General features: G+C 67.2%; 21 protein-coding genes. 13 read left to right on the forward strand and 8 right to left on the reverse strand.

Annotation, left to right across the window (positions count from 1 at the left end; all coding sequences use genetic code 11):
- Window positions 1-37: 37 nt before the first annotated feature.
- The 12 genes from P0Y43_RS25445 to P0Y43_RS25500 are packed head-to-tail and all read left to right on the forward strand — an operon-like array spanning window position 38 to window position 11,101.
- The gene (locus P0Y43_RS25445) at window positions 38-640 is read left to right on the forward strand and encodes an outer membrane lipoprotein carrier protein LolA (RefSeq protein WP_275640008.1); all 603 of its coding nucleotides are present in this window, start codon (window positions 38-40) and stop codon (window positions 638-640) included.
- Window positions 630-2,951, forward strand: a complete 2,322-nt coding sequence (locus tag P0Y43_RS25450) for an MMPL family transporter (protein WP_275640009.1) — start codon at window positions 630-632, stop codon at window positions 2,949-2,951. Before P0Y43_RS25445 ends, P0Y43_RS25450 begins: the two co-directional genes overlap by 11 nt.
- On the forward strand, window positions 2,948-4,105 hold the full coding sequence (locus P0Y43_RS25455; RefSeq protein ID WP_275640010.1) for a sodium:proton antiporter: 1,158 nt from the start codon (window positions 2,948-2,950) through the stop codon (window positions 4,103-4,105). The genes P0Y43_RS25450 and P0Y43_RS25455 overlap by 4 nt, the downstream gene beginning before the upstream one ends.
- Entirely contained in the window at window positions 4,092-5,339 is a 1,248-nt protein-coding gene (locus P0Y43_RS25460) for an NAD(P)/FAD-dependent oxidoreductase (protein WP_275640011.1), read from the forward strand. Before P0Y43_RS25455 ends, P0Y43_RS25460 begins: the two co-directional genes overlap by 14 nt.
- On the forward strand, window positions 5,336-6,067 hold the full coding sequence (locus tag P0Y43_RS25465; RefSeq protein ID WP_275640012.1) for a class I SAM-dependent methyltransferase: 732 nt from the start codon (window positions 5,336-5,338) through the stop codon (window positions 6,065-6,067). Before P0Y43_RS25460 ends, P0Y43_RS25465 begins: the two co-directional genes overlap by 4 nt.
- Window positions 6,064-6,576: a hypothetical protein gene (locus P0Y43_RS25470; RefSeq protein ID WP_275640013.1), complete on the forward strand. Its 513-nt coding sequence runs from the start codon at window positions 6,064-6,066 to the stop codon at window positions 6,574-6,576. The genes P0Y43_RS25465 and P0Y43_RS25470 overlap by 4 nt, the downstream gene beginning before the upstream one ends.
- On the forward strand, window positions 6,573-7,766 hold the full coding sequence (locus P0Y43_RS25475; RefSeq protein WP_275640014.1) for a beta-ketoacyl-[acyl-carrier-protein] synthase family protein: 1,194 nt from the start codon (window positions 6,573-6,575) through the stop codon (window positions 7,764-7,766). Before P0Y43_RS25470 ends, P0Y43_RS25475 begins: the two co-directional genes overlap by 4 nt.
- On the forward strand, window positions 7,763-8,233 hold the full coding sequence (locus tag P0Y43_RS25480; RefSeq protein WP_275640015.1) for a hotdog family protein: 471 nt from the start codon (window positions 7,763-7,765) through the stop codon (window positions 8,231-8,233). The genes P0Y43_RS25475 and P0Y43_RS25480 overlap by 4 nt, the downstream gene beginning before the upstream one ends.
- Complete coding sequence (gene fabG / locus P0Y43_RS25485; RefSeq protein ID WP_275640016.1) at window positions 8,226-8,954, forward strand: 3-oxoacyl-ACP reductase FabG; 729 nt, start codon at window positions 8,226-8,228, stop codon at window positions 8,952-8,954. The genes P0Y43_RS25480 and fabG overlap by 8 nt, the downstream gene beginning before the upstream one ends.
- Window positions 8,954-10,180 carry a beta-ketoacyl-ACP synthase gene (locus P0Y43_RS25490; protein WP_275640017.1) on the forward strand — a complete coding sequence of 409 codons (1,227 nt, stop codon included), beginning with the start codon at window positions 8,954-8,956 and terminating at the stop codon, window positions 10,178-10,180. Before fabG ends, P0Y43_RS25490 begins: the two co-directional genes overlap by 1 nt.
- A 25-nt stretch (window positions 10,181-10,205) precedes the next feature.
- Complete coding sequence (locus tag P0Y43_RS25495; RefSeq protein ID WP_275640018.1) at window positions 10,206-10,640, forward strand: hypothetical protein; 435 nt, start codon at window positions 10,206-10,208, stop codon at window positions 10,638-10,640.
- A 14-nt stretch (window positions 10,641-10,654) separates the two neighbouring features.
- On the forward strand, window positions 10,655-11,101 hold the full coding sequence (locus P0Y43_RS25500; RefSeq protein WP_275640019.1) for an excinuclease: 447 nt from the start codon (window positions 10,655-10,657) through the stop codon (window positions 11,099-11,101).
- A gap of 74 nt (window positions 11,102-11,175) precedes the next feature.
- On the opposite strand, the gene P0Y43_RS25505 is transcribed toward P0Y43_RS25500, so the two are convergent.
- The gene (locus P0Y43_RS25505) at window positions 11,176-12,072 is read right to left on the reverse strand and encodes a LysR family transcriptional regulator (protein ID WP_275640020.1); all 897 of its coding nucleotides are present in this window, start codon (window positions 12,070-12,072) and stop codon (window positions 11,176-11,178) included.
- Between the two features lie 123 nt (window positions 12,073-12,195).
- Here P0Y43_RS25505 and P0Y43_RS25510 point away from each other — a divergent pair, with 123 nt between their 5' ends.
- Window positions 12,196-13,440, forward strand: a complete 1,245-nt coding sequence (locus P0Y43_RS25510) for an MFS transporter (RefSeq protein WP_430540280.1) — start codon at window positions 12,196-12,198, stop codon at window positions 13,438-13,440.
- A gap of 57 nt (window positions 13,441-13,497) precedes the next feature.
- On the opposite strand, the gene P0Y43_RS25515 is transcribed toward P0Y43_RS25510, so the two are convergent.
- The 7 genes from P0Y43_RS25515 to aroK form a co-directional block, all read right to left on the reverse strand.
- Window positions 13,498-13,845: a YgiW/YdeI family stress tolerance OB fold protein gene (locus P0Y43_RS25515; protein WP_275640021.1), complete on the reverse strand. Its 348-nt coding sequence runs from the start codon at window positions 13,843-13,845 to the stop codon at window positions 13,498-13,500.
- Between the two features lie 124 nt (window positions 13,846-13,969).
- Window positions 13,970-15,034 carry a uroporphyrinogen decarboxylase gene (gene hemE, locus P0Y43_RS25520; RefSeq protein ID WP_275640022.1) on the reverse strand — a complete coding sequence of 355 codons (1,065 nt, stop codon included), beginning with the start codon at window positions 15,032-15,034 and terminating at the stop codon, window positions 13,970-13,972.
- A 195-nt stretch (window positions 15,035-15,229) separates the two neighbouring features.
- Window positions 15,230-16,648, reverse strand: coding sequence for an FAD-dependent oxidoreductase (locus P0Y43_RS25525; RefSeq protein ID WP_275640023.1), 1,419 nt, complete (start codon window positions 16,646-16,648; stop codon window positions 15,230-15,232).
- A gap of 106 nt (window positions 16,649-16,754) precedes the next feature.
- Window positions 16,755-21,200 (reverse strand): glutamate synthase large subunit, encoded by a 4,446-nt coding sequence (gltB, locus tag P0Y43_RS25530; RefSeq protein WP_275640024.1) that lies wholly within the window; start codon window positions 21,198-21,200, stop codon window positions 16,755-16,757.
- A 376-nt stretch (window positions 21,201-21,576) separates the two neighbouring features.
- Entirely contained in the window at window positions 21,577-23,160 is a 1,584-nt protein-coding gene (locus P0Y43_RS25535) for an AAA family ATPase (protein WP_275640025.1), read from the reverse strand.
- Window positions 23,161-23,175: 15 nt separating this feature from the next.
- Complete coding sequence (gene aroB, locus P0Y43_RS25540; protein ID WP_275640026.1) at window positions 23,176-24,273, reverse strand: 3-dehydroquinate synthase; 1,098 nt, start codon at window positions 24,271-24,273, stop codon at window positions 23,176-23,178.
- Window positions 24,274-24,362: 89 nt separating this feature from the next.
- Window positions 24,363-24,881, reverse strand: a complete 519-nt coding sequence (gene aroK, locus P0Y43_RS25545; protein ID WP_275640027.1) for a shikimate kinase AroK — start codon at window positions 24,879-24,881, stop codon at window positions 24,363-24,365.
- Between the last annotated feature and the right edge of the window lie 4 nt (window positions 24,882-24,885).

A 24,885-nucleotide genomic window follows, 5' to 3' on the forward strand; every position in this document is an offset into this window, starting at 1 on the left:
CCCGCGATTGGAGCGCAACGCGCCCCCAGGATGCCCAATGATTTCGTCCGTGCGCGCACTCATCACCCTGTTGCTGCTGCTCACCAGCCCGCTGACCCTGGCCTTCACCCTCGACGACCTGCAAAAGCAGCTCAGCGAACCCGCCGTGGTCAGTGGCCCGTTCATTCAGGAAAAGCACCTGCGCGCCCTGCCCCAGCCGCTGCTGAGCAAAGGCCGCTTCGTCCTGGCCCGCGACCACGGCCTGCTGTGGCTGCTGCAAACCCCGCTGCGCCAGGACTACCGCATCACCGCCCAGGGCATCGCCCGCCGCGACCCCAACGGCTGGCAAGCGCTGCCCAGCCGCAGCGCCGGCGCCGAACAGAACCGCCTGTTCTTCGCCGTGCTCCAGGGCGACAGCAGCGGCCTGCAACGCGACTTCGAGCTGAGCCTGTCGGGCGAAGCCAGTCACTGGCAATTGCGCCTGACGCCCCGCTCGCTGCTGCTCAAGCAGGTGTTCACCCGCATCGACATCGCCGGCGGGCGCTTCGTCGAGCGCATCGAACTGAGCGAAACCCAGGGCGACAGCACCGTGCTGCGCATGCCCGAGAGCAGCGGCGCGGCAGCGCTGAGCGATGCGGAGCGCGCCGACTTTGCCGACTGAACGGCTGTTGCCGCGCCTGTTCCTGGGCCTGCTGCTGGTGATGCTGGCCATTGCCGGCTGGCAGTGGCACCGCGGCGCGCCGCTGTCGGCCGACCTGATGACCCTGGTGCCCGGCGCCACCCAGGACCCGCTGGTCAAGCAAGCCGAACAGCGCATGCAGGAGCCGCTGAACCGCGAACTGCTGGTGCTGGTCGGCCACCGCGAACGCCCTCAGGCCATCGCCCTGGCCGAGCAGTTGGCCGAAGGCTGGCAGGCCAGCGGCTTGTTCGAGAAGGTGCAATGGAGCCTGCAGACCGACCTGCAAGCGGTGCGCACGCAACTGCTGAAAGGCCGCCTGGCCATGCTTTCGGCCCAGGACCGCGCGCTGCTGGCCGAACACCCGGAAACCTTCATCGAGCAGCGCGTGCAAAGCCTGTTCGACCCCTTCGCCGGCTTCAGCCTGGTGCCCAGCCAGGACGACTGGCTGGGCCTGACCGGGCGCATCCAGCAAAGCCAGCCCAAGCCGGTCAACGTGCAACTGGACACCGCCAGCGGCGCCCTGTACGCCGAGGCCGATGGCCAGCAGTGGGTGCTGCTGCGCGCGCGCAGCCAGGGCAGCGCCTTCGACATGCGCCTGCCGCTGCAAGTGGCCGAACTGCTCGCCAGCGCCCGCCAGCAGGCCGCCCAGCAAGGCGCCACGCTGCTCGCCGCCAGTGGCCTGCTGCACGCCGCCGCCGGCCAGCAGCAGGCCAGCCGCGAGATCACCTGGGTCGGCGGCGGCGCCACCTTGGGCATCCTGTTGCTGTTGCTGCTGGCCTTCCGCCGCTGGCGCGTGCTGCTGGCCTTCGTGCCGGTGCTGGTGGGCATGCTGTTCGGCTCGGTGGTGTGCGTGGCGCTGTTCGGGCAGATGCATGTGATGACCCTGGTGCTCGGGTCCAGCCTGATCGGCGTGGCCGTGGACTACCCGCTGCACTACCTGTCCAAGAGCTGGAGCCTGCGCCCCTGGCATAGCTGGCCGGCGCTGCGCCTGACCCTGCCGGGGCTGAGCCTGAGCCTGGCGACCAGTTGCATCGGCTACCTGGCCCTGGCCTTCACGCCATTCCCGGCGCTGACGCAGATCGCCGCGTTCTCCGCGGCCGGCCTGGCCGGCGCGTACCTCAGCGCCGTGTGCCTGCTGCCGGCGCTGCTGCGGGGCGTCGAGCTGCGCCCGGCGCAGTGGCCGCTGCGGATCGCCCAGGCCCTGATCGACCTGCGCGAAGGCCTGCTGCGCAAGGTACCGAGCAGCGTGCTGCTGGTGCTGGTGCTGCTGTTCTGCGGCGCCGGCCTGTGGCACCTGGACAGCCGCAACGACATCCGCCAGTGGGTCGGCAGCCCGCCGCAGCTGTTGCAAGAGGCCCAGGCCGTGGCGCGCATCACCGGCTACCAGCCCACCAGCCAGTTCTACCTGGTGCGCGGCGGCGACCCGCAACAACTGCTCGAACGCCTCCAGGCCCTGGGCGGCAAGCTTGACGAGCTGGTGGCCCTGGGCAAGCTCAAGGGCTACCTGTCATTGCACCAATTGGCCGCCAGCCCCGCCGAACAGGCCAGCAGCCTCGAGGCCCTGGATGCCCTGGCCGGGCACTGGCAAGCGCTGCTGGCCCTGGGCGTGCCGCAAACCGCGCTGGAGGCGGAGCTCAAGCAATTGCACCAACTGCCGATCCAGTCCATCGACGACCTGCTCGCTGGGCCGTTGAGCGAGGCCTGGCGCCCGCTGTGGCTCGGCCAGGTGGACCAGGGCGTGGCCGCCATCGTCAGCCTGCAGGGGCTGAGCGACACCGCGCTGCTGCGCTTGCAGACCGACGAGTTGCCCGGCGTGCAGTTGGTCGACCGCCTGGGCGAGCTGAACCAGCTGTTCGCCGCCACGCAGCTTAGCGCCGCCGAACTCAAGCTGCTGTCGTGCGGCTTGATCCTGGTGCTGCTGGTGCTGCCGTTCGGCCTGCGTGGCGCGCTGCGCATCGTCGCCCTGCCGCTGCTGGCAGCGCTGTGCAGCCTGGCCAGCCTGGCCTGGCTGGGCCAGCCGCTGACCCTGTTCAGCCTGTTCGGCCTGCTGCTGGTGACGGCGATCAGCGTCGACTACGCGATTCTCATGCACGAGCGCATCGGCGGCACGGCGGTCAGCCTGCTGGGCACCTTGCTGGCGGCGCTGACCACCTGGCTGTCGTTCGGCCTGCTGGCGCTGTCGAGCACCCCGACGGTGAGCAATTTCGGCCTGGCGGTGAGCCTGGGCCTGGCATTCAGTTTCCTCTTGGCCCCCTGGGCCGCCCCGCGTGAAGGAGCGCACAGCCGACCATGACCGTCCTGTCGTTCTGGGCCCTGGCCCTGCTGCTGTTCGCCTTGGCCAGCGCCCTCGGCACGCGCCTGGGGCTGATCCCCATCGTCAGCCAACTGCTGCTGGCGACCCTGGCGCTGCCCTTGCTGATGCTGTTCTGGGTCGAGCCGCACTGGCAGTTGAGCGGCGCCGCGCTGGTCGCCCCAGGCTGGCTGAAGACCCTCTACGGCTGCGGCTTCGCCCTGCTGCTGGGGCACATCCTCAGCGACGTCGCGGCGCTGCGCCTCGACCGTCAGGCACTCAAGCTCGCCGTGCCGAGCTTCCTGGTGCCGTTCGCCTGCGGGCTCGCGTGCGCCGTGCTGCTGCTCGGCCAGGGTGGCGTCACCGCGCTGGCCCTGGGGCTGGTGTTCGCCATCACCGCGATCCCGGTGCTGTACCTGTACCTGCGCGCCATCGACTACCCGCCCGCCGCCAGCCGCCGGCTGTTGCAGGCGGCGATCCTCATCGACCTGGCCTGCTGGCTGCTGCTGGGCCTCGGCCAAGGCAGCCTGCACCCCGGCAGCCTGGGCTGGCCGCTGCTGGCCGCCGCCGCGCCGCTGGCGCTGCATGCCCTCGGCCTGCGCGCGCCAAAGGCCTATGGCGCACTGTTCCTGGCACTGCTGTTCATGGCCGAGCACTACCGGCTCAATGCGCTGGTGTTCGGCATCGGCTACCTGGCCTGCCTGGCCTGGCTCAAGGTGCCGGTGCGCTCGCCCCTGCCAGCGGCCTGGAACCACCGCCTGCAACAGTATTTCGCGGTGCCGCTGATCCTCACCTACGGCGTGGTGCAAGTCGACGTGCACCACGCCCTGCAAGGTTTCGACGCCTGGCAGCTGGCCGCCCTGCTGGCGCTGCCGATCCTCAGCAAGCTGCTCGGCAACTGGTTGGGCCTGTGCTGGGCCACGCCGTCGTTCCCCGGCGCGAGCAAGTGGCGCGAAAGCCTGCTGCTGAACATTCGCGGGTTGAGCGAAATCGTCTTCCTCAACCTGTTGCTGCAACAGGGGCTGATCGGCCCGGCGCTGTACTTCGCGCTGATGCTGATGAGCCTGGTTGCCACCCTGATGCCCGCCCTGGCCGGCCTGCACCGGGTGCCCCTCACCTCTGCTTCGACGCCAAGGAGGCCTCATGCCGAACTGTGAACTGCAACAACGCCAGGTGCTGGTGATCGGCGCCGGCCCGTCCGGCGCCATCGCCGCCGCGCTGCTCAAGCGCAAAGGCCATGACGTGCTGGTGATCGAACGCCAGCGCTTCCCGCGCTTCTCCATTGGCGAGAGCCTGCTGTCGCACTGCCTGGACTTCGTCGAGGAAGCCGGCATGCTCGAAGCGGTCAACGCCGCCGGCTTCCAGCACAAGAACGGCGCGGCCTTCGCCTGGGGCGAGGAATACAGCCACTTCGACTTCGGCGAGACCTTCAGCCAGGGCAAGCCGAGCACCTTCCAGGTGCAGCGCGCGCAGTTCGACCAACTGCTGGCCGACCAGGCCGCGGCCCAGGGCGTGGAGATCCGCTACGAGCACGAGATCGTCAGCGTCGACCTGCAAGACGGCCGCCCACGCGTGCGGGTACGTACCCCGGCGGGCGAGGCCTACGAGGTCGAGAGCGCGTTCGTGCTCGACGCCAGCGGCTACGGCCGGGTGCTGCCGCGCTTGCTGGAGCTGGAAGCGCCGTCGAACTTCCCGGTGCGCCAGGCGGTGTTCACCCATATCGAGGACCGCATCGACCACCCCGGCTTCGACCGCGACAAGATCCTCATCACCACCCACCCCGAGCACCGCGACATCTGGTTCTGGACCATCCCGTTCAGCAATGGCCGCACCTCGCTGGGCGTGGTCGCCGCCGCCGAGCGCTTCGCCACGGCGCCCGCCGACCTGGATGCCTGCCTCCAGCACTTCGTGGCGCAGACCCCGAGCCTGGCCAAGGTGCTGGCCAACGCCGTGTGGGACACCCCGGCGCGGACCATCGGCGGCTACTCGGCCAACGTCACCACGCTGCACGGCCCGGGCTTCGCCCTGCTGGGCAACGCCGCCGAATTCCTCGACCCGGTGTTCTCCTCCGGCGTGACCATCGCCATGCGTTCGGCGAGCATGGCCGCCAACCTGCTGCACCGTCAGTTGCAGGGCGAGACGGTGGACTGGCAAAACGAGTTCGCCGTGCCGCTCAAGCGCGGCGTCGACACCTTCCGCGCCTACGTCGAAGGCTGGTACGACGGCAGCTTCCAGGACGTGATCTACCACCCCGGCAGCTCGCCGGAGATCCGCGCGATGATCAGCTCGATCCTTGCCGGCTACGCCTGGGACCTGCGCAACCCGTTCGTCGCCGAACCCAAGCGGCGCCTGCGCACCCTGGCCGAACTGTGCGCGAGGGCCCCGGCATGAGCCAGCAACCGTACCTGAGCGATACCTACGTCGAAGAAACGCGCATCGGCTTCTGGTTCCTGCGCAGCCACACCTGGCAGCACCATGTGCTGCGGGTGGCGATCAACGACCTGCGCGGGCTGTTCGACGGCGCGCCGCCCCAGGCGCCGGTGCTGCTGGACGTCGGCTGCGGCCAGGGCAAGTCGTTCAAGCACCTGTGCCAGGCATTCGCCCCGTCGCGCCTGCTGGGCACCGACGCCGACCCGCACAGCCTGGCGCTGAGCGCCGCCGAGGCCGAGCGCCTGGGCCTCGAGGTGGAGCTGCGCGGCAGCGACTGCGCGGCGCTGCAGTTCCCTGACGCCAGCGTCGATATCGTCTTCTGCCACCAGACCTTCCACCACCTGGTCGAGCAGGAAAAGGCCCTGGCCGAGTTCCACCGCGTGCTCAAGCCGGGGGGCTACCTGTTGTTCGCCGAGTCCACCGAGGCGTACATCGACACCTGGGTGATCCGCTGGCTGTTCCGCCACCCCATGCACGTGCAGAAGAGTGCCGACGGCTACCTGCAGATGCTGCGCGACCAGGGGTTCGAGTTCGGCGAGCGCAACGTCTCCTACCCGTACCTGTGGTGGAGCCGCTCGAAGGACTTCGGCCTGCTCGAGCGCTTCGGCCTGCGCAAGCCGCCACCCGTGGGCCAGCGCGAGGAAACCCTGGTCAACGTCGTCGCGCGCAAGCCCCTGGAGCCGGCATGACCCGCTCGAAGTGCCCGTGGGAGCGGCCTTTGTGGCTGGCGGCTCTGCTGTGCCTGCTGCTGACCGCCTGCGCCTCCCGCCCACCTCTGCCCGAGCGCTTGCCGACGCTGACCCTGCCACGCCAGTTGCACGTCGAACGCGAACAGGCCGGCCAGCGCCAGGACTGGCTGCTGGTGATCCAGCGCGAAGACACCCGCCTGCGCTGGTCGCTGCTCGACCTGCTGGGCATTCCCCAGGCCCGCCAGTTGCTCGACGGCGACCAATGGCAAGCCGACGGCCTGCTGCCGCCCAACCCGGCCGCGCGCGAGTTGTTCGCCGCCGTGCTGTTCGCCCTCACCCCGCGCGAGCAACTGCGCCCGCTGTACCCCCAGGCCACCGAACAAGGCCCGCAGCGCGCCCTGGGCGACCGCTGGCAGGTCAGCTATCGGGCTGATGACAGCTTCACCTTGAACCTTGGCCAGGGCCTGCGTTATGAAGTCAGCCCCCTGCCGAGCGAGAACGCACCATGACCGCCTACCTCAACGCCCTGGGCCTGGTCTGCGCCCTCGGGCGCGGCCAGGCCCAGGTGGCCCGCCGCCTGTTGGCTGGCGATTGCAGCGGCATGCAGGCCCAGGCCGGCTGGGTGCCCGAGCGCACGCCGCCGGTCGGCGCGGTGGCCGGTGAGCTGCCAAGCGTGCCCCTGCCCGCGTGCCATAGCCGCAACAACCAACTGCTGTACTGCGCGGCACTGGAGATCGAACCGGCGATTCGCGCCGTCATCGCCCGCCATGGCGCGCAGCGGGTCGGCGTGGTGCTCGGCACCAGCACCTCGGGCATCGCCGAGGCCAGCGAGGGCATCGCCGAATACCTGCGCGGCGGGCAACTGCCGGCCAGCTACCGCTACGACCAGCAGGCGCTCAGCGCCCCGGCGGACTTTCTCGCCGACTGGCTGCAACTGAGCGGCCCGGCCTACGTGATCTCCACCGCCTGCACCTCCAGCGGCCGGGCCCTGCTGAGCGCCCGCCGCCTGCTCGACCTGGGACTGTGCGACGCAGTGCTGTGCGGCGGCGTCGACAGCCTGTGCGGCCTGACCCTCAACGGCTTCAGCGCCCTGGAGGCAGTCAGCGAGCAGCGTTGCAACCCGTTCTCGGCCAACCGCGACGGCATCAACATCGGCGAAGGCGCGGCGCTGTTCGTGATGACCCGCGAGGCCAACCCGCACGGCCCGTCCATTGCCCTGCTCGGCGCCGGCGCCAGCTCCGACGCCCACCACATCTCGGCGCCGGACCCCACCGGCAACGGCGCCTTGCAGGCCATGGCCCAGGCACTGGACAATGCCGGCCTGGCGCCGGGGCAGGTCGACTACCTGAACCTGCACGGCACCGCCACCGCGCACAACGACGCCATGGAAAGCCTGGCCGTGCACGGGCTGTTCGGCGCCCATCTGCCGTGCTCGTCGAGCAAGCCGATGACCGGCCACACCCTGGGCGCCGCCGGCGCGCTGGAGGCGGCGTTCTGCTGGCTGAGCCTGAGCGCGCACAACCCCGACGGCCGGCTGCCGCCACACGTGTGGGACGGCCAGCAAGACCCGCAGCTGCCGCGCCTGAACCTGGCCAGCGGCTCGCAGCGCCTGCCCCTCGACCGGCCACGCCGCCTGATGAGCAACTCGTTCGCCTTCGGTGGCAACAACGTCAGCCTGATTCTCGGAGACGCCCCATGACTGCCTGGCCCCTGGCTGAACTGCTGCCCCACGCGGGCGACATGATCCTCATCGACCAGGTCGACAGCTGCGACGAGGAGCAGATCCACACCCGCACAGCCGTCCGCCCCGGCGGGCTGTTCAACCGCGAGGACGGCAGCCTGCCGGCCTGGCTGGGCCTGGAGCTGATGGCCCAGAGCGTGGCTGCCTACGCCGGCTGCCGCGCGCGGCGCCTGGGCCAGCCGGTGGAGCTGGGCTTCTTGCTCGGCACCCGCAAGTTCGAATGCAACGTCGAGCACTTCCCGGCTGGCGCCGAGCTGCACATCCACGCGCAGCGCTCACTGGAGGACGACAACGGCATGGGTGTGTTCGAATGTCACCTGCGCGGCCCTGGCATCCATGCCAGCGCGCGCCTGAACGTGTATCGCCCGCCACAGGCGGCCAGCTACCTGGCCGAGGCGGGCCCAGAGGAGTACCCCCATGACTGACACCATCCTGGTCACCGGCTCCAGCCGGGGCATTGGCCGGGCCATCGCCCTGCGCCTGGCACAGGCCGGCTTCGACCTGGTGCTGCACTGCCGCAGCGGCCGTGCCGAGGCCGACGCCGTCGCCGCCGAGGTGAAGGCCCTGGGCCGCCAGGCGCGAGTGTTGCAGTTCGACGTGGCCGACCGCGCCACCTGCAAGGCCATCCTCGAAGCCGACGTCGAGGCCCATGGCGCCTACTACGGGGTGGTGTGCAATGCCGGCCTGACCCGCGACGGCGCCTTCCCGGCGCTGAGCGAGGAGGACTGGGACCAGGTCATGCGCACCAACCTCGACGGTTTCTACAACGTCCTGCACCCGGTGATGATGCCGATGATCCGCCGTCGCGCACCGGGGCGCATCGTCTGCATCACCTCGGTGTCGGGGCTGATCGGCAACCGCGGGCAGGTCAACTACAGCGCCTCCAAGGCCGGCCTGATCGGCGCCGCCAAGGCCCTGGCGATCGAGCTGGGCAAGCGCCGCATCACCGTCAACTGCGTGGCCCCGGGGCTGATCGACACGGCCATGCTCGATGAGCACGTGCCGGTCGAGGAACTGCTGAAGATGATCCCGGCCGGGCGCATGGGCACCCCGGAAGAAGTCGCCGGCGCGGTGAATTTCCTGATGTCGCCGGAGGCGGCCTACATCACCCGCCAGGTGCTGGCGGTCAACGGAGGGCTGTGCTGATGCGCCGCGTCGTGGTCACCGGCATGGCCGGCCTCACCGCCCTGGGCAACGACTGGGCGACCATCGCCGGGCATTTCGCCGCCCAGCGCAGCGGGATCCGCCGCATGCACGAATGGGACCGCTTCGAGGAGCTGAACACCCGCCTGGCCGGCCCCATCGACGACTTCCAGGTGCCCGGCCACTGGACCCGCAAGCAACTGCGCAGCATGGGCCGGGTGTCGCGCCTGGCGGTGGCCGCCGCCGAACGCGCCCTGGCCGATGCCGGGCTGCTGGGCGATGCGAGCATCCGCGACGGGCGCATGGGCGTGGCCTGCGGCTCGTCCACCGGCAGCACCGACGAGATCAAGGCGTTCGGCAACATGCTGCTGAACTCGGTGGCCGACGGCCTGAACGCCAACTCCTACGTGCGCATGATGCCGCACACCACGGCGGCCAACATCAGCATCTTCTTCGGCCTGACCGGGCGCCTGATCCCCACCTCCAGCGCCTGCACCAGCGGCAGCCAGGGCATCGGCTACGCCTACGAGGCGATCAAGTACGGACGCCTGCCGATGATGCTCGCCGGCGGCGCCGAGGAACTGTGCCCGACCGAGGCGATGGTGTTCGACGCGCTCTACGCTACCAGCCTGAAGAACGACACCCCGCACCTGAGCCCGCGCCCCTACGACAGCGGCCGCGACGGCCTGGTGATCGGCGAGGGTGGCGGCATGCTGGTGCTCGAGGAGCTGGAGCACGCCCTGGCCCGTGGCGCGCGGATCCACGCCGAGATCGTTGGCTTTGGCAGCAATGCCGACGGCCAGCACACCACCCGCCCGGAGCAGGCGACCATGCGCCGGGCCATGGAACTGGCGCTGGAAGACGCCGCCCTGGCGCCCGAGGCGATCGGCTACGTCAACGGCCACGGCACCGCCACCGAGCAGGGCGACATCGCCGAGACCCTGGCCACCAGCAGCCTGTTCGGCGCGCGCATGCCGATCAGCTCGCAGAAGAGCTTCCTCGGCCACACCCTCGGCGCCTGCGGCGCGCTGGAATCGTGGTTCAGCATCGAGATGCTCAACAGCGACCAGTACGCGCACACCCTGAACCTCGACGACGTCGACCCGCGCTGCGGCGAACTGGACTACCTGCGTGGCGAATTCCGGGCGATGCAGCATGAATACGTGATGAACAACAACTTCGCCTTCGGTGGGGTCAACACCTCGTTGATCTTCCGCCGCTGGCCCTGAGATCCACCCTACTGGAGAGCAAGGAATGTCCCCGTTGATCCGCGCCGTCGCCCTCGGCCTGGCCCTCACCGCCCTGGCCGGCTGCACCTCGAAGCCGGTGATGAACCCGGCCGAGCAACTGACCGCCAGCCATGGCTACACCCACCCGCAGGTGCAGCAAGCGATCCTCAAGGCCATCGCCGAACGCGGCTGGACCGCGCGCAACGTCGGCCCAAGCCTGATCCAAGCCGACATCACCGTGCGCAACACCTTCTTCGCCGCCGTGGACATCCACTACAGCACCAGCCAATTCCGCATCGCGTACCGCGACAGCCGCGAGCTGGGCTACGAGGACGGCAAGATCCACCGTAACTACAACCGCTGGGTGTACAACCTCGACCGCGCCATCCTGCGCCAGCTGAACACCCTCGGCACGCAGAACGTGCCGCAGCAGCAAAGCAGCGCCAACACCTACAACTGATCGAGGAACGCCCCATGCGCCTGAAGACCTGGACCGCCGTCACCACCCTGCTGCTCTGTGCCCTGCCGGGCCTCAGCCAGGCCCGCGACACGGCCTTGTACCTGCCGTTCGAGAAGGTCGTGCAACAGATGCTCGCCGAGAAGAAGCTCGACGGCTCGGTGAAGTTCTACCTGGCCGGCGTGCAACCGCGGGGCAAGCTCAGCGTGCTCAGCCCGAACGCGGTGACCAACAAGAAGACCAACGCCTTCAACAAGAGCGACGAGGCCGCCTGCGAATGGGCCCTGCAATCGGCGCTGCTGACGCTGCAGGACGCTGCGCGCAAGGCCAACGCCAACGCGGTGACCAACATCGTCAGCTACTACAAGAAGAACGAGCGCAAGGACGCCACGACCTACGAATGCCATGCCGGCGCGATGGTCGCCGGGGTGGCGCTCAAGGGTGACCTGTCGCGGGTCGATTGATCTGCCAGCCCGCTCCTACAGGGGTCGCGCCGTACCTGTAGGAGCAGGCTTGCCCCGCGCCCGGGCCGCCCGACCTACGCGCCCCCCACCTTCTCGGTCAACAACTCGGCAAACGCCCGGGCCATCACCGACCCGCCACGCGCCCGCTGCACCAGCCACACCGCCGTCATCGCCCCCTCGTCCAGCAACGTGCGATACACCACCCCGTCAATGCGCATGCGCTGGAACGACGCCGGCAGCACCGACACCCCCAACCCCGCCGACACCAGGCCGATGATGGTCATCGCCTCGCCCGCCTCCTGGGCGAAATGCGGGCTGAACCCCGCCTTGCCCGCCAGGCTCATCAACTGCGCATGCAGGCCACTGCCGTAGCTGCGCGGGAAGAACACGAACGGCTCCTGCGCCAGCGCCGCCATGTGCACGCCCTGCTCGCTACCCGCCGCCAGCGGGTGCGAGGCGTTGAGCACGGCCACCAGAGGCTCGCGGAACAGCTCGGTGACCAGCAGGCCGTCCGGCACCGGCAACGGCCGCATCAGGCCAACGGCGATGGACTCGTCGAACACCCCATCGACCACCTCGCGGCTGCTCATCTCCTTGAGGTGCAGGTGCACCGACGGGAAACGCTGGCGGAAGGCGTGGATCGCCAGGGGAATGCGCGAGGTGAACGGCGCCGAGGAGGTGAAGCCGATCTTCATCTCGCCCAGTTCACCCAGTTGCGCACGGCGCGCGACGTCGGCGGCCTTGTCGACCTGCGCCAGCACCTGGCGGGCCTCGTCGAGAAACAGCCGGCCCGCCTCGCTGAGTTCGACCCGGCGGTTGGTGCGCTCGAACAGCCGCGCCCCCAGTTCCTGCTCCAGCGCCTGGATCTGCTGGCTCAGGGGTGGCTGGGAGATGCCCAACTGCTGAGCCGCGCGGCCGAAATGCAGCTCTTCGGCGACGGCGATGAAATAACGCAAGTGGCGCAGCTCCATGATCGGCTCCAAACAAGTCGCTGAACGTCTTAAATAGGTCGAACAATATATTGGATGTAATCATTAGCCAGCTATATGCTTTTTTCATCGCACCACCGGCCCCCGCGCCCTGAGGTACTTGTCGTGAAATCCGCTGTAGCCCCCCTGCCTGTAGAACCCGAGCCTGCCCCGCTGAACGAAGCCTGGATCGAAAAAGGCACCCCGGCCTTCATGAAGACCGTGCTGGCCCTGTTCAGTGGCGGCTTCGCCACCTTCGCCCTGCTGTACTGCGTGCAACCGATGATGCCCTTGCTGTCGCAGGAGTTCTCGATCAACGCTGCGCAGAGCAGCTTGGTGCTGTCGGTGTCCACCGCCATGCTGGCGATCGGCTTGCTGATTACCGGGCCGATTTCCGACCGCATCGGGCGCAAGCCGGTCATGGTCTTCGCCCTTGTCTGCGCCGCCCTGGCGACCCTGGCCAGCGCCGTGATGCCGAGTTGGCAGTTAATGCTCGCGACCCGCGCATTGGTCGGCCTGTCGCTGAGCGGCCTGGCGGCGGTGGCGATGACGTACCTGAGCGAAGAGATCCACCCGCAACACATCGGTCTGGCCATGGGCCTGTATATCGGCGGCAACGCCATCGGCGGCATGAGCGGGCGGCTGATCACCGGAGTGCTGATCGACTTCGTCAGCTGGCACACGGCGATGCTGGCCATTGGCGGGCTGGCCTTGGTGGCGGCGCTGGTGTTCTGGAAGGTGCTGCCAGAATCGCGCAACTTCCGCAGCCAGGCGCTGAACCCACGCACCTTGCTGGATGGCTTCGTCATGCACTTCAAGGACGCTGGGCTGCCATGGCTGTTCCTCGAAGCCTTCCTGCTGATGGGCGCGTTCGTCACCCTGTTCAACTACATCGGCTATCGCCTGCTGGCCGAGCCATACCATATGAACCAGGCGCTGGTCGGCTTGTTGTCGGTGGTGTACCTGGCGGGCATCTACAGCTCGGCGCAGGTCGGCGCCCTGGCCGACCGACTGGGACGGCGCAAGGTGTTCTGGGCGAGCATCGTGGTGATGGCCGGCGGCATGCTGATGACCCTGGCCAGCCCGTTGGCACTGGTGATCGTCGGCATGCTGGTGTTCACCTTCGGCTTCTTCGGCGCGCATTCGGTGGCCAGCAGTTGGATCGGTCGGCGCGCGTTGAAGGCCAAGGGGCAGGCGTCGTCGCTGTACCTGTTCTGCTATTACGCGGGGTCGAGCGTGGCGGGGACGGCGGGTGGGGTGTTCTGGCATTACGCCGGGTGGAACGGTATCGGCCTGTTCATCGGCAGTTTGCTGGCGGTGGCATTGCTGGTGGCGTTGCGCCTGAGCAAGTTGCCCGCCAAGACCGCCTGAACGCAGCAGAACCTGTAGGCGCGGGCTTGCCCCGCGCCTACAAGGGATACGCCTGCGTCAGTTGATGATCTCGACGATATCCACATCCACCTCACGGCTCATCAGGTGCTTCTCCACCTCGCCGGTCAGCTTGACCTTGGTCTTGTCGTTGAACGGTGTCGGTGGCAGGTCTTCGTTGTCGATTTCAACGGTGATGGTGCCGGTGTTGTCCTTGAACTCGTACTTGTCGTCGTTGTTGATCTTCTTGGTCACGTAGCCTTGCAGCACCACAGGGGTGTCGTCGGCGGCTTCCTTGGCGGCGGCGACGGTGGTCACCGATTGGGCGCCAGGGCCGGTGTAGCTGGAGGCCAGGGCGGCGGTGCTGAACAGTGGGGCGAGGATGAGGGCGAGATAGCGGGTTTTCATGATGATCGGGTCCTGTTTGGGTTTCGATGGGACCAGATTAACGACGATCGCTGAATTGAAACTTAATCCACAGCTGAACCTGCCTGTAGGCGCGGGCTTGCCCCGCTCCTACAGGAGATGAGTGTTACGGGTGGTACTTGGCCGACAGTTCGTGCACGGCGTTGATGAACACGCCAGCATGCTCCGGGTCGACTTCCGGGGTGATGCCATGCCCCAGGTTGAACACATGGCCGCTGCCCTGGCCGTAGCTTTCCAGGATGCGCGCCACTTCCGCGCGAATGGCAGCCGGCTTGGCGTACAGCACGGTCGGGTCCATGTTGCCCTGCAGCGCCACCTTGTCGCCGACACGGCGGCGGGCATCTCCGATCTCGCAGGTCCAGTCCAGGCCCAGCGCGTCGGCGCCAGCCTCGGCGATGCTTTCCAGCCACAGGCCGCCGTTCTTGGTGAACAGGATCACCGGCACCTTGCGCCCTTCGTGCTCACGGATCAGCCCGCTGACGATCTTGCGCATATAGGCCAGCGAGAACTCCTGGTAGGCCGCCGCCGACAGCGCGCCGCCCCAGGTGTCGAAGATCTGCACGGCCTGGGCGCCGGCGCGGATCTGGCCGTTGAGGTAGGCGGTGACCGACTGCGCCAGCTTGTCCAGCAGCAGGTGCAGGGCCTGGGGGTTGTCGTAGAGCATTGCCTTGGTCTTGCGGAAGTCCTTCGACGAGCCGCCCTCGACCATGTAGGTGGCCAGCGTCCACGGGCTGCCGGAGAAGCCGATCAGCGGCACGCGGCCATTGAGTTCGCGGCGGATGGTGCTGACCGCGTTCATCACGTAGCCCAGGTCTTTTTCCGCATCGGGAATCGGCAGCGCCTCGATGTCCGCCGGGGTGTCGATGACCTTGCGAAAGCGCGGGCCTTCGCCGGTCTCGAAGTACAGGCCCTGGCCCATGGCATCGGGGATGGTGAGGATGTCGGAGAACAGGATCGCGGCGTCCAGCGGGAAGCGGTCCAGCGGCTGCATGGTCACTTCGCAGGCGAACTGGGCGTTCTTGCACAGGCTCATGAAGTCCCCGGCCTTGGCGCGGCTGGCGCGGTATTCCGGGAGGTAGCGGCCGGCCTGGCGCATCATCCAGACGGGGGTGACGTCTACGGGCTGCTTGAGCAGTGCACGCAGGAAACGATCGTTCTTCAGGGCAGTCATGTCGGCATCCGGGAAAAATGTGCCGGGCATTTTCTCAGACGGCAGCGCAAAAGGCACGGTCGCGGCCATGGCTTTTGTCTATCGGGTGCCATAGATCAAGGGTTTTTGTATACAAAAAGCATCGCGGGGCAAGCCCGCCGCCACAGGAGTCGCGTGATGCCTGTGACGGCGGGCTTGCCCCGCGATCGCGACCAGTCAGACTTCGAGGTAGTCCAGGATCCCTTCGGCGGCATTGCGCCCTTCGAAGATCGCCGTCACCACCAGGTCCGAGCCGCGCACCATGTCGCCACCGGCAAACACCTTCGGGTTGCTGGTCTGGTGCTTGAACTTGCCTTTCTCCGGCGCCACCACGCGGCCCTGGCTGTCGGTCTGGATGCCGAACTGCTCGAACCACGGTGCCGGGCTCGGGCGGAAGCCGAAGGCGATCACCACGGCGTCGGCCGGCAGGATCTCCTCGGACCCGGGGATCGGCTCGGGGCTGCGACGGCCACGGGCATCCGGCTCGCCGAGACGGGTCTCGACCACCTTCACGCCTTCGACCTTGTCCTCGCCGACGATGGCGATGGGCTGGCGGTTGTAGAGGAACTTCACACCCTCTTCCTTGGCGTTCTTCACCTCTTTGCGCGAACCCGGCATGTTGGCCTCGTCGCGGCGGTAGGCACAGGTCACCGACTTGGCGCCCTGGCGAATCGAGGTGCGGTTGCAGTCCATCGCGGTGTCGCCACCGCCGAGCACCACGACCTTCTTGCCCTGCATGTCGACGAAGTCTTCCGGCGACTTCTCGAAGCCCAGGTTGCGATTGACGTTGGCGATCAGGAAGTCCAGCGCGTCATGCACGCCCGGCAGGTCTTCGCCGGGGAAACCACCCTTCATGTAGGTGTAGGTGCCCATGCCCATGAACACCGCGTCGTACTCGGCGAGCAGCTGTTCCAGGGTGATGTCCTTGCCCACCTCGGTGTTCAGGCGGAACTCGATGCCCATGCCGGTGAAGACTTCGCGGCGGTTGCTGAGCACGGTCTTTTCCAGCTTGAACTCGGGGATGCCGAAGGTCAGCAGGCCACCGATCTCCGGGTTCTTGTCGAACACCACCGGGGTCACCCCGGCACGCACCAGCACGTCGGCGCAGCCCAGGCCGGCGGGGCCGGCGCCGATGATGGCGACGCGCTTGCCGGTCGGCTTGACCTTGGACATGTCCGGGCGCCAGCCCATGGCGAAGGCGGTGTCGGTGATGTACTTCTCCACCGAACCGATGGTCACCGCGCCGAAGCCGTCGTTCAGGGTGCAGGCACCCTCGCACAGGCGGTCTTGCGGGCACACGCGGCCACACACCTCAGGCAGGGTGTTGGTCTGGTGCGACAGCTCCGCCGCCGCCAGGATGTTGCCTTCGGAGACCAGCTTCAACCAGTTGGGGATGAAGTTGTGCACCGGGCACTTCCACTCGCAGTACGGGTTGCCGCAGCCCAGGCAGCGGTGCGCCTGCTCGACGGATTGCTGCGGCTTGAACGGTTCGTAGATCTCGACGAACTCTTTCTTGCGCTGGCGCAGCAGCTTTTTCTTGGGGTCTTTACGCCCCACTTCGATGAACTGGAAGTCGTTGTTCAGACGTTCAGCCATTTTTCAAAACCTCTTTACCGCAGTTGCCGGCCTCGGCCGCAAGCTGCAAGACGATCACTTGAGCCGGGCAAGCCCCGCGCACGGGGCCTGCCACTTGCAGCTGTTGTTACTGCGGGTTGGCACGGGTGCTGGACAGCAGTTGCTTGAGGTTGGCCGCCTTCGGCTTGACCAGCCAGAAGCGCCGCACATAGTCGTCCAGGTTCTCCGAGAGCTCACGCCCCCACTCGCTGCCGGTCTCCTCCACATATTCGGCAAGGACCCGCGCCAGGTGGCTGCGGTAGGCCTCCATCGCCTCACCACTGATGCGCTGGATTTCCACCAGCTCGTGGTTGAGTTTGTCGACGAAGGTGTTGTCCATGTCGAGCACGTAGGCGAAGCCGCCGGTCATGCCAGAACCGAAGTTGTAACCGGTCTTGCCCAGGACGCAGACAAAGCCACCGGTCATGTATTCACAGCAGTGATCGCCGGTGCCCTCGACCACAGCGTGGGCGCCGGAGTTACGCACAGCGAAGCGCTCGCCCGCAGTGCCGGCGGCGAACAGCTTGCCGCCCGTGGCGCCGTACAGGCAGGTGTTGCCGACGATGGCGCTGTGCTGGGTTTCGAACGGGCTGCCGGCCGGTGGCACGATGGTCACCTTGCCGCCGGTCATGCCCTTGCCGACGTAGTCGTTGGCGTCGCCTTCCAGGTGCAGGTTCAGGCCGCCAGCGTTCCACACGCCGAAGCTCTGGCCCGCGGTGCCCTTGAAGCGGAAGGTGATCGGCTTGCTCGCCATGCCCTGGTTGCCGTGCAGGCGGGCGATCTCGCCAGAGATACGCGCGCCGATGGAACGGTCGCAGTTGCAGATGTCGAGGCTGAACTCGCCACCGGCCTGGTCGCGGATGGCCGGGCCGGCCATTTCGACCATCTTCTCGGCCAGCTCGCCCTTGTCGAACGGCGGGTTCTTGTCGACCTGGCAGAACTGCGGCTTGTCGGCCGGCACGTGCGCGCTGCCCAGCAGCGGCGACAGGTCGAGGTACTGCTGGCGCTCGGTGTCGCCGGGCAGCACTTCGAGCAGGTCGGTGCGGCCGATCAGCTCGCCCAGGCTGCGCACGCCCAGCTTGGCCAGCCACTCACGGGTTTCCTCGGCGACGAAGGTGAAGAAGTTGATCACCATGTCGACGGTGCCGATGTAGTGGTCCTTGCGCAGTTTGTCGTTCTGGGTGGCAACACCCGTGGCGCAGTTGTTCAGGTGGCAGATGCGCAGGTACTTGCAGCCCAGGGCGATCATCGGCGCGGTGCCGAAGCCGAAGCTCTCGGCGCCGAGGATGGCCGCCTTGATCACGTCCAGGCCGGTTTTCAGGCCGCCGTCGGTCTGTACCCGCACCTTGCCGCGCAGGTCGTTGCCGCGCAGGGTCTGGTGGGTTTCGGCCAGGCCCAGTTCCCATGGGGCGCCGGCGTACTTGATCGAGGTCAGCGGCGAGGCGCCGGTGCCACCGTCGTAGCCGGAGATGGTGATCAGGTCGGCGTAGGCCTTGGCCACGCCGGCGGCGATGGTGCCCACGCCGGCTTCAGCCACCAGCTTGACCGATACCAGCGCCTGCGGGTTGACCTGCTTGAGGTCGAAGATCAACTGCGACAGGTCTTCGATCGAATAGATGTCGTGGTGCGGCGGCGGCGAGATCAGGGTCACGCCAGGGACCGCGTAGCGCAGCTTGGCGATCAGGCCGTTGACCTTGCCGCCCGGCAGCTGGCCGCCCTCGCCGGGCTTGGCGCCCTGGGCCACCTTGATCTGCAGCACTTCGGCGTTGACCAGGTATTCCGGGGTGACGCCGAAGCGGCCGGTGGCCACCTGCTTGATCTTCGAGCTCTTGATGGTGCCGTAGCGGGCCGGGTCTTCGCCGCCCTCACCGGAGTTGGAGCGCGCGCCCAGGCGGTTCATCGCCTCGGCCAGGGCCTCGTGGGCCTCCGGCGACAGCGCGCCCAGGGAGATACCGGCGGAGTCGAAGCGCTTGAGGATCGCCTCCAGCGGCTCGACCTGCTCCAGCGCCAACGGCTGGTCGGCGACCTTGACCTTGAGCAGGTCGCGGATCATCGACACCGGGCGCTTGTCGACCAGTTCGGTGTATTCCTTGAACTTGGCGTAGTCGCCCTTCTGCACCGCAGCCTGCAGGGTGTTGACCACATCCGGGTTGTAGGCGTGGTACTCGCCACCGTGGACGAACTTGAGCAGGCCACCTTGCTGGATCGGCTTGCGCGCGCTCCAGGCTTCGGCGGCGAGCAGCTTCTGGTCGCTTTCCAGGTCGACGAAGCGCGCGCCCTTGATGCGGCTCGGCACACCTTTGAAGCTCAGGCTGGTGACTTCGTCCGACAGGCCGATCGCTTCGAACAGCTGGGCGCCGCGGTACGAGGCGATGGTGGAGATGCCCATCTTCGACAGGATCTTCAACAGGCCCTTGGAGATGCCCTTGCGGTAGTACTTGAAGACTTCGTCCAGGTCGCCCAGCACTTCGCCGGTGCGAATCAGGTCGGCCAGCACTTCATAGGCCAGGTACGGGTACACGGCCGAGGCGCCGAAGCCCAGCAGCACGGCGAAGTGGTGCGGGTCGCGGGCGGTGGCGGTTTCCACCAGGATGTTGCTGTCGCAGCGCAGGCCCTGCTCGGTCAGGCGGTGGTGCACCGCGCCGACGGCCAGCGACGCGTGCACCGGCAACTTGCCCGGGGCGATGTAGCGGTCGCTCAGCACCAGTTGGGTCTTGCCGCTGCGCACCGCTTCCTCGGCCTGGTCGGCGATGTTGCGGATGGCCGCTTCCAGGCCGAGGCTTTCTTCGTAGTTGAGGTCGATCAGATGACGCTCGAAGCCTTCGCGGTCGAGGTTCATCAGCGAACGCCACTTGGCCGGCGAGATGACCGGCGAACTGAGGATCACCCGCGAAGCGTGCTCGGGGGATTCCTGGAAGATATTGCGCTCGGCGCCCAGGCAGATTTCCAGCGACATCACGATCGCTTCGCGCAACGGGTCGATCGGCGGGTTGGTCACCTGGGCGAACTGCTGGCGGAAGAAGTCGTACGGCGAACGCACGCGCTGCGACAGCACGGCCATCGGCGTGTCGTCGCCCATCGAGCCGACCGCTTCCTGGCCCTGCTCGCCGAGCGGGCGCAGCACCTGGTCCCGCTCCTCGAAGGTGACCTGGAACATCTTCATGTACTGCTTGAGCTGGTCAGCGTCGTAGCTGGCCACGCCCTGGTCGTCGGTCAGCGTCGCCTGGATACGCGTGGCGTGCTGACGCAGCCAGCGCTTGTACGGGTGGCGCGACTTGAGGCGGTTGTCGATGGCATCGGTGTCGAGGATCTGGCCAGTCTCGGTGTCGACGGCGAAGATCTGCCCCGGGCCGACCCGGCCCTTGGCGACGACGTCCTCGGGCTGGTAGTTCCACACGCCGATTTCCGAGGCGAGGGTGATGTAGCCGTTCTTGGTGGTGACCCAACGCGCCGGGCGCAGGCCGTTGCGGTCGAGCAGGCACACCGCGTGGCGGCCTTCGGTCATGACGATGCCCGCCGGGCCGTCCCACGGCTCCATGTGCATGGAGTTGTATTCGTAGAAGGCGCGCAGGTCGGCGTCCATGGTCTCGACGTTCTGCCAGGCCGGCGGCACCAGCATGCGCACGCCGCGGAACAGGTCGATGCCACCGGTGACCATCAGCTCGAGCATGTTGTCCATGCTCGAGGAGTCGGAGCCGACGCGGTTGACCAGCGGGCCGAGTTCTTCGAGATCGGGGATCAGGTCGTTGGCGAACTTGGTGCGACGGGCCATGGCCCAGTTGCGGTTGCCGGTGATGGTGTTGATCTCGCCGTTGTGGGCGAGGAAGCGGAATGGCTGCGCCAGCGGCCATTTCGGCAGGGTGTTGGTGGAGAAGCGCTGGTGGAAGACGCAGATGGCGGTCTTCAGGCGCTCGTCGCTGAGGTCTGGATAGAAGGCGGTGAGGTCCGCCGGCATCATCAGGCCTTTGTAGATGATGGTCTTGTGCGAGAAGCTGCAGATGTAGTGGTCGGCATCGTGGGCGTTGGCCACCGACGAACGGCGGCGAGCGCTGAACAGCTTGATCGCCAGTTCCTGGTCGCTCAGGCCTTCGCCACCGATGAACACCTGCTCGATCTGCGGCAGGCGCTCCAAGGCCAGGCGGCCGAGGACGCTGGTGTCGATCGGCACTTTGCGCCAGCCCACCAGGGTCAGGCCGGCAGCGAGGATCTCGCGGTCCATGTTGGCGCGCGCGGCTTCGGCTTTGACCGGGTCCTGATTGAAGAACACCATGCCGACGGCGTACTGCTTGGGCAGCTCGACGGCGAAATGTTCTTGGGCCACGGCACGCAGGAACTGGTCGGGCTTCTGCATCAGCAGGCCGCAACCGTCACCGGTCTTGCCGTCCGCGTTGATCCCACCGCGGTGGGTCATGCAGGTCAGGGCCTCGATGGCAGTTTGCAGAAGGTGGTGGCTCGCCTCGCCCGTCATGTGGGCAATCAGGCCGAAACCACAGTTATCCTTGAATTCTTCGGGATGGTACAGACCTGTTTTCATAGACACTTTCTCACCAGGTTCGCCTCTCAACCAAGGCAAATCTCTTTTTAGTACAACCACTTACCATCCACGCCGATCGAATGCCAGCTTTTTTGCGGTGGGCAATGGGAAACCATTGTTGCACAGCGACAGGGAAGCCCACAAATTTTAACGACGTATCGTTGAAAATTTATGTCGCATTTTTGAATGTTTTTGCGCCATGCGCCGTGATAGCGGCTTGGCTCGAGTCTGAAGCGGTTCAGCCGTGACTGCAACAGAAGGCTTGTGGCCGGCAGTCTGGGACAGAAAAGCCTGCCGCGCATGAACGCAGCAGGCTGATCGGTATCCGGGATTCGCTCAGCAACTGGGCGGCGGGGGTGAAGCCGCCCGGAAGGTGTCAGCGGGCCGTGGCCAGCTCTTGTTGGACGCTGGCGACGGTACGAGGCCAAGGTTTACCAGCCTGGACCTTGGCTGGCAAGTTCTTGATTGCCGCAGCCGCCGCGTCGCGGCTGGCGAAGTTGCCGTAGGTGACCACGTACAGCGGCTTGCCCTGCAGGGTTTTCTTGAAGTAGCGATAGTCGCCACCCTGCTCTTTGACGAACGACTGCGCCGAGGCTTCGGAACTGGTGCCGAAGATCTGCACCACGTAATTGCCCGGTTTCTGGCCAGCATACCAGCCGCTGTTGCCCGCGCCACCGGCGGCGGGCTTCTCGGCAGGCTTGGCCGCCGGAGCCGGGGCGGGCTTGGCCGCAGGTGCAACCGGCTTCGCCGGCTGGGTTGCGACAGGCTTTTGCGCAGGCGCAACTGCTGGCGCGCTGGTCACCGGCTGGGCCGGGGTCGGTGCCGGGCCGGCGCTCACACCCTGGGGCGGGGCGATGGTGGTAACGGTCGGTGGCACGGCGGCGGACGGTGCCGACGGCTGTAGCCCGGTGTCACCCGCTGGGCCGCTTTCTTCACCGTCACCCATGCCAGCGGCCTGGGCCAGCGGCTCGCGCATCACCGGTTGCGACTGGCCGACCAGCGGCAACGGCATCGGCTGCGAATTACCGGAGAACTCGATGGCTGGCTGGCCCTGCCCCAACGGCAGCTGGGCCTGCGCGGCAGGCGCTTCGGCCGGGGCCTTGTCGCCCTTCTTGGGCATGAGGACGGCCGCTGCGACGGCGACCACGACCACAGCGGACAGCGCGAGCACGTGTTTCTTAGGCATTTTGAACCCCATGGATGGTCGCTTGGCCGTGGTGCGGCTGGCGATCATGGCTTCGATCAAGGTATCGCGGGCGACCTGGTTGATGTTTCCAGGCCAGCCGTCGGAGTTTTCATGGATATCGACGATCTGTTCACGGGTGAACACCTCGATGCCCCGGCCAGCACCGTCCAGGCGCTGCTCCAGGTACTCGCGGGTCTCTTCCTCGCTGTAGGGGGCGAGTTCGATGATGTGGAAGCGCTCTTCCTCGACATTGAACTCCTCCAACCCGGCGATCAGCGACGGTTCGCCGAACAGGAACACGTGCGGGCGACCTTCCGCGACGCCCGCCGCCAGCTCCAGCAACGCTTGGAGTGCCGACTCGTCAAGTTGTTCCGCATCGTCCACCAGCAGGTAGACCTCCTGCCCGGTCAGCGCCAGTTGCACCACCTGGGAAAGAATCGCCTGAACCTCGGCCTGGGCCACGTTCAGCGCCTGGGCCACCTGGCCGAGCACACTGGCCGCATCGGAGGCGCCACGGGCGGAGACCACCACGCTCTGCACCGACTGTTTGTTGGTGCTGGCCACCAAGGCCTGGCGCAGCAGGGTCTTGCCGCTGCCCACAGGCCCGGTGACCACCAGCATCAGTTGGCTGTAGCGCGCCAGGTGGTGGAGTTGGCCAAGCACGGGCTTGCGTTGGGCCGGGAAGAACTTGAAGCCGGGCACACGCGGCGCGAACGGATCGTGGCTCAACTGGTAATGGTCGAGAAACGCCTCATCGGCATGCAAACTGGTCATTGCGCTGTCACAACCTCAAAGCTGCGCCACGATCGCGCGGTAATCCGCGGCCAACGTGGCCTGAAGAATCTCTTTCGGATAGTCGTCGGTGACCACGGCCTCGCCCATCTGGCGCAAAAGCACCAGGCGCAAGCGTCCGTCGAGCACCTTCTTGTCGACCGCCATGTGCTCCATGAAGTGCGCCGGGGTCATTTCCTGTGGGGGCACCACCGGCAAGCCTGCGTCCTGCAACAGGCGGATTCCGCGATCACGCGCCGACTGGTCGATCCAGCCCAGGCGCATGGACATCTCCAGGGCCATTACGGTCCCGGCAGCGACAGCCTCGCCGTGCAGCCATACACCGTAACCCATGTGGGTTTCGATGGCATGGCCGAAGGTGTGGCCGAGGTTCAGGGTAGCGCGCACACCGGACTCGCGCTCGTCGGCGCCGACCACCGCGGCCTTGGCCGCGCAGGAGCGGCGGATGGCTTCGGTCAGCGCCACCGGGTCGAGCTGGCGCAGCGCGGCCAGGTTGTCCTCCAACCAGCCGAGGAACGGCTCGTCGCAGATCAGGCCGTACTTGATGACCTCGGCCAGGCCCGCCGACAGCTCGCGCGCCGGCAAGGTGCGCAGGCTGGCGGTGTCGATGAGCACCGCATTGGGCTGGTAGAAGGCACCGACCATGTTCTTGCCCAACGGGTGGTTGATGCCGGTCTTGCCGCCGACCGACGAGTCCACCTGGGACAGCAGCGTGGTCGGTACCTGGATGAAGTCCACCCCGCGCTGGTAGCAGGCGGCGGCGAAGCCAGCCATGTCGCCGATCACCCCGCCACCGAGGGCCACCACGGTGGTGCGGCGGTCATGGCGGGCGGTCAGCAGGGCGTCGAAGATCAGTTGCAGGGTTTCCCAGTTCTTGTGGGCCTCACCGTCAGGCAGCACCACTGGCAGCACCTTGTAGGCTCCCAGGGTGCGAGCAAGGCGTTCGAGGTACAGGGGCGCGACGGTTTCGTTGGAGACGATGGCGACCTGCCGCCCGGCAATGTGCGGCGCCAGCAGCTCGGGCTGGTCCAGCAGGCCTTCGCCAATGTAGATCGGGTAGCTACGTTCGCCCAGGTCGACCTTAAGTGTCTGCATGTATCCCCACAATGTGCTTTGGCGCCGGCGGTGACCCGGCGATAACGTTCACGCTCACCCCAGCGCAGGTCGCCGAGGATAGACCCGGCTCAGCGGGGCGGCAACTGCTCCAGACGCTCGAGGATGTCGAGCACCACCATGCGCGGTGGCCGTTCGTCGGTTTCGACCACCAGGTCGGCAATCTCGCGATAGAGCGGGTCGCGGGCTTCCAGCAGGGCCCGCAGGGTGGCCTCGGGGTTGGCGGTGCGCAACAGCGGGCGGTTGCGGTCGCGCGCGGTACGGCCGACCTGCTGCTCCACCGAGGCATGCAGGTAGATCACTCGCCCGCCCTGACGCAGCGCGGCGCGGTTGGCATCGCGCATCACTGCGCCACCGCCGGTTGCCAGCACCACGCCATCGAGCGCGCTGAGCTCGGCGATCATCGCCTGCTCGCGGTCACGGAAGCCCGGCTCGCCTTCCTTGTCGAAGATCCACGGGATGTTCGCGCCGGTACGCAGTTCGATTTCCTTGTCGGAATCCTTGAACAGCAGGCGCAGCTCTTTGGCCAATAGGCGCCCGATGGTGCTCTTTCCAGCGCCCATGGGCCCCACAAGTATCAAATTTCGCACAGAA

It is taken from the genome of Pseudomonas entomophila, assembly GCF_029193575.1.
GTDB classification, from domain to species: Bacteria; Pseudomonadota; Gammaproteobacteria; order Pseudomonadales; family Pseudomonadaceae; genus Aquipseudomonas; species Aquipseudomonas entomophila_G.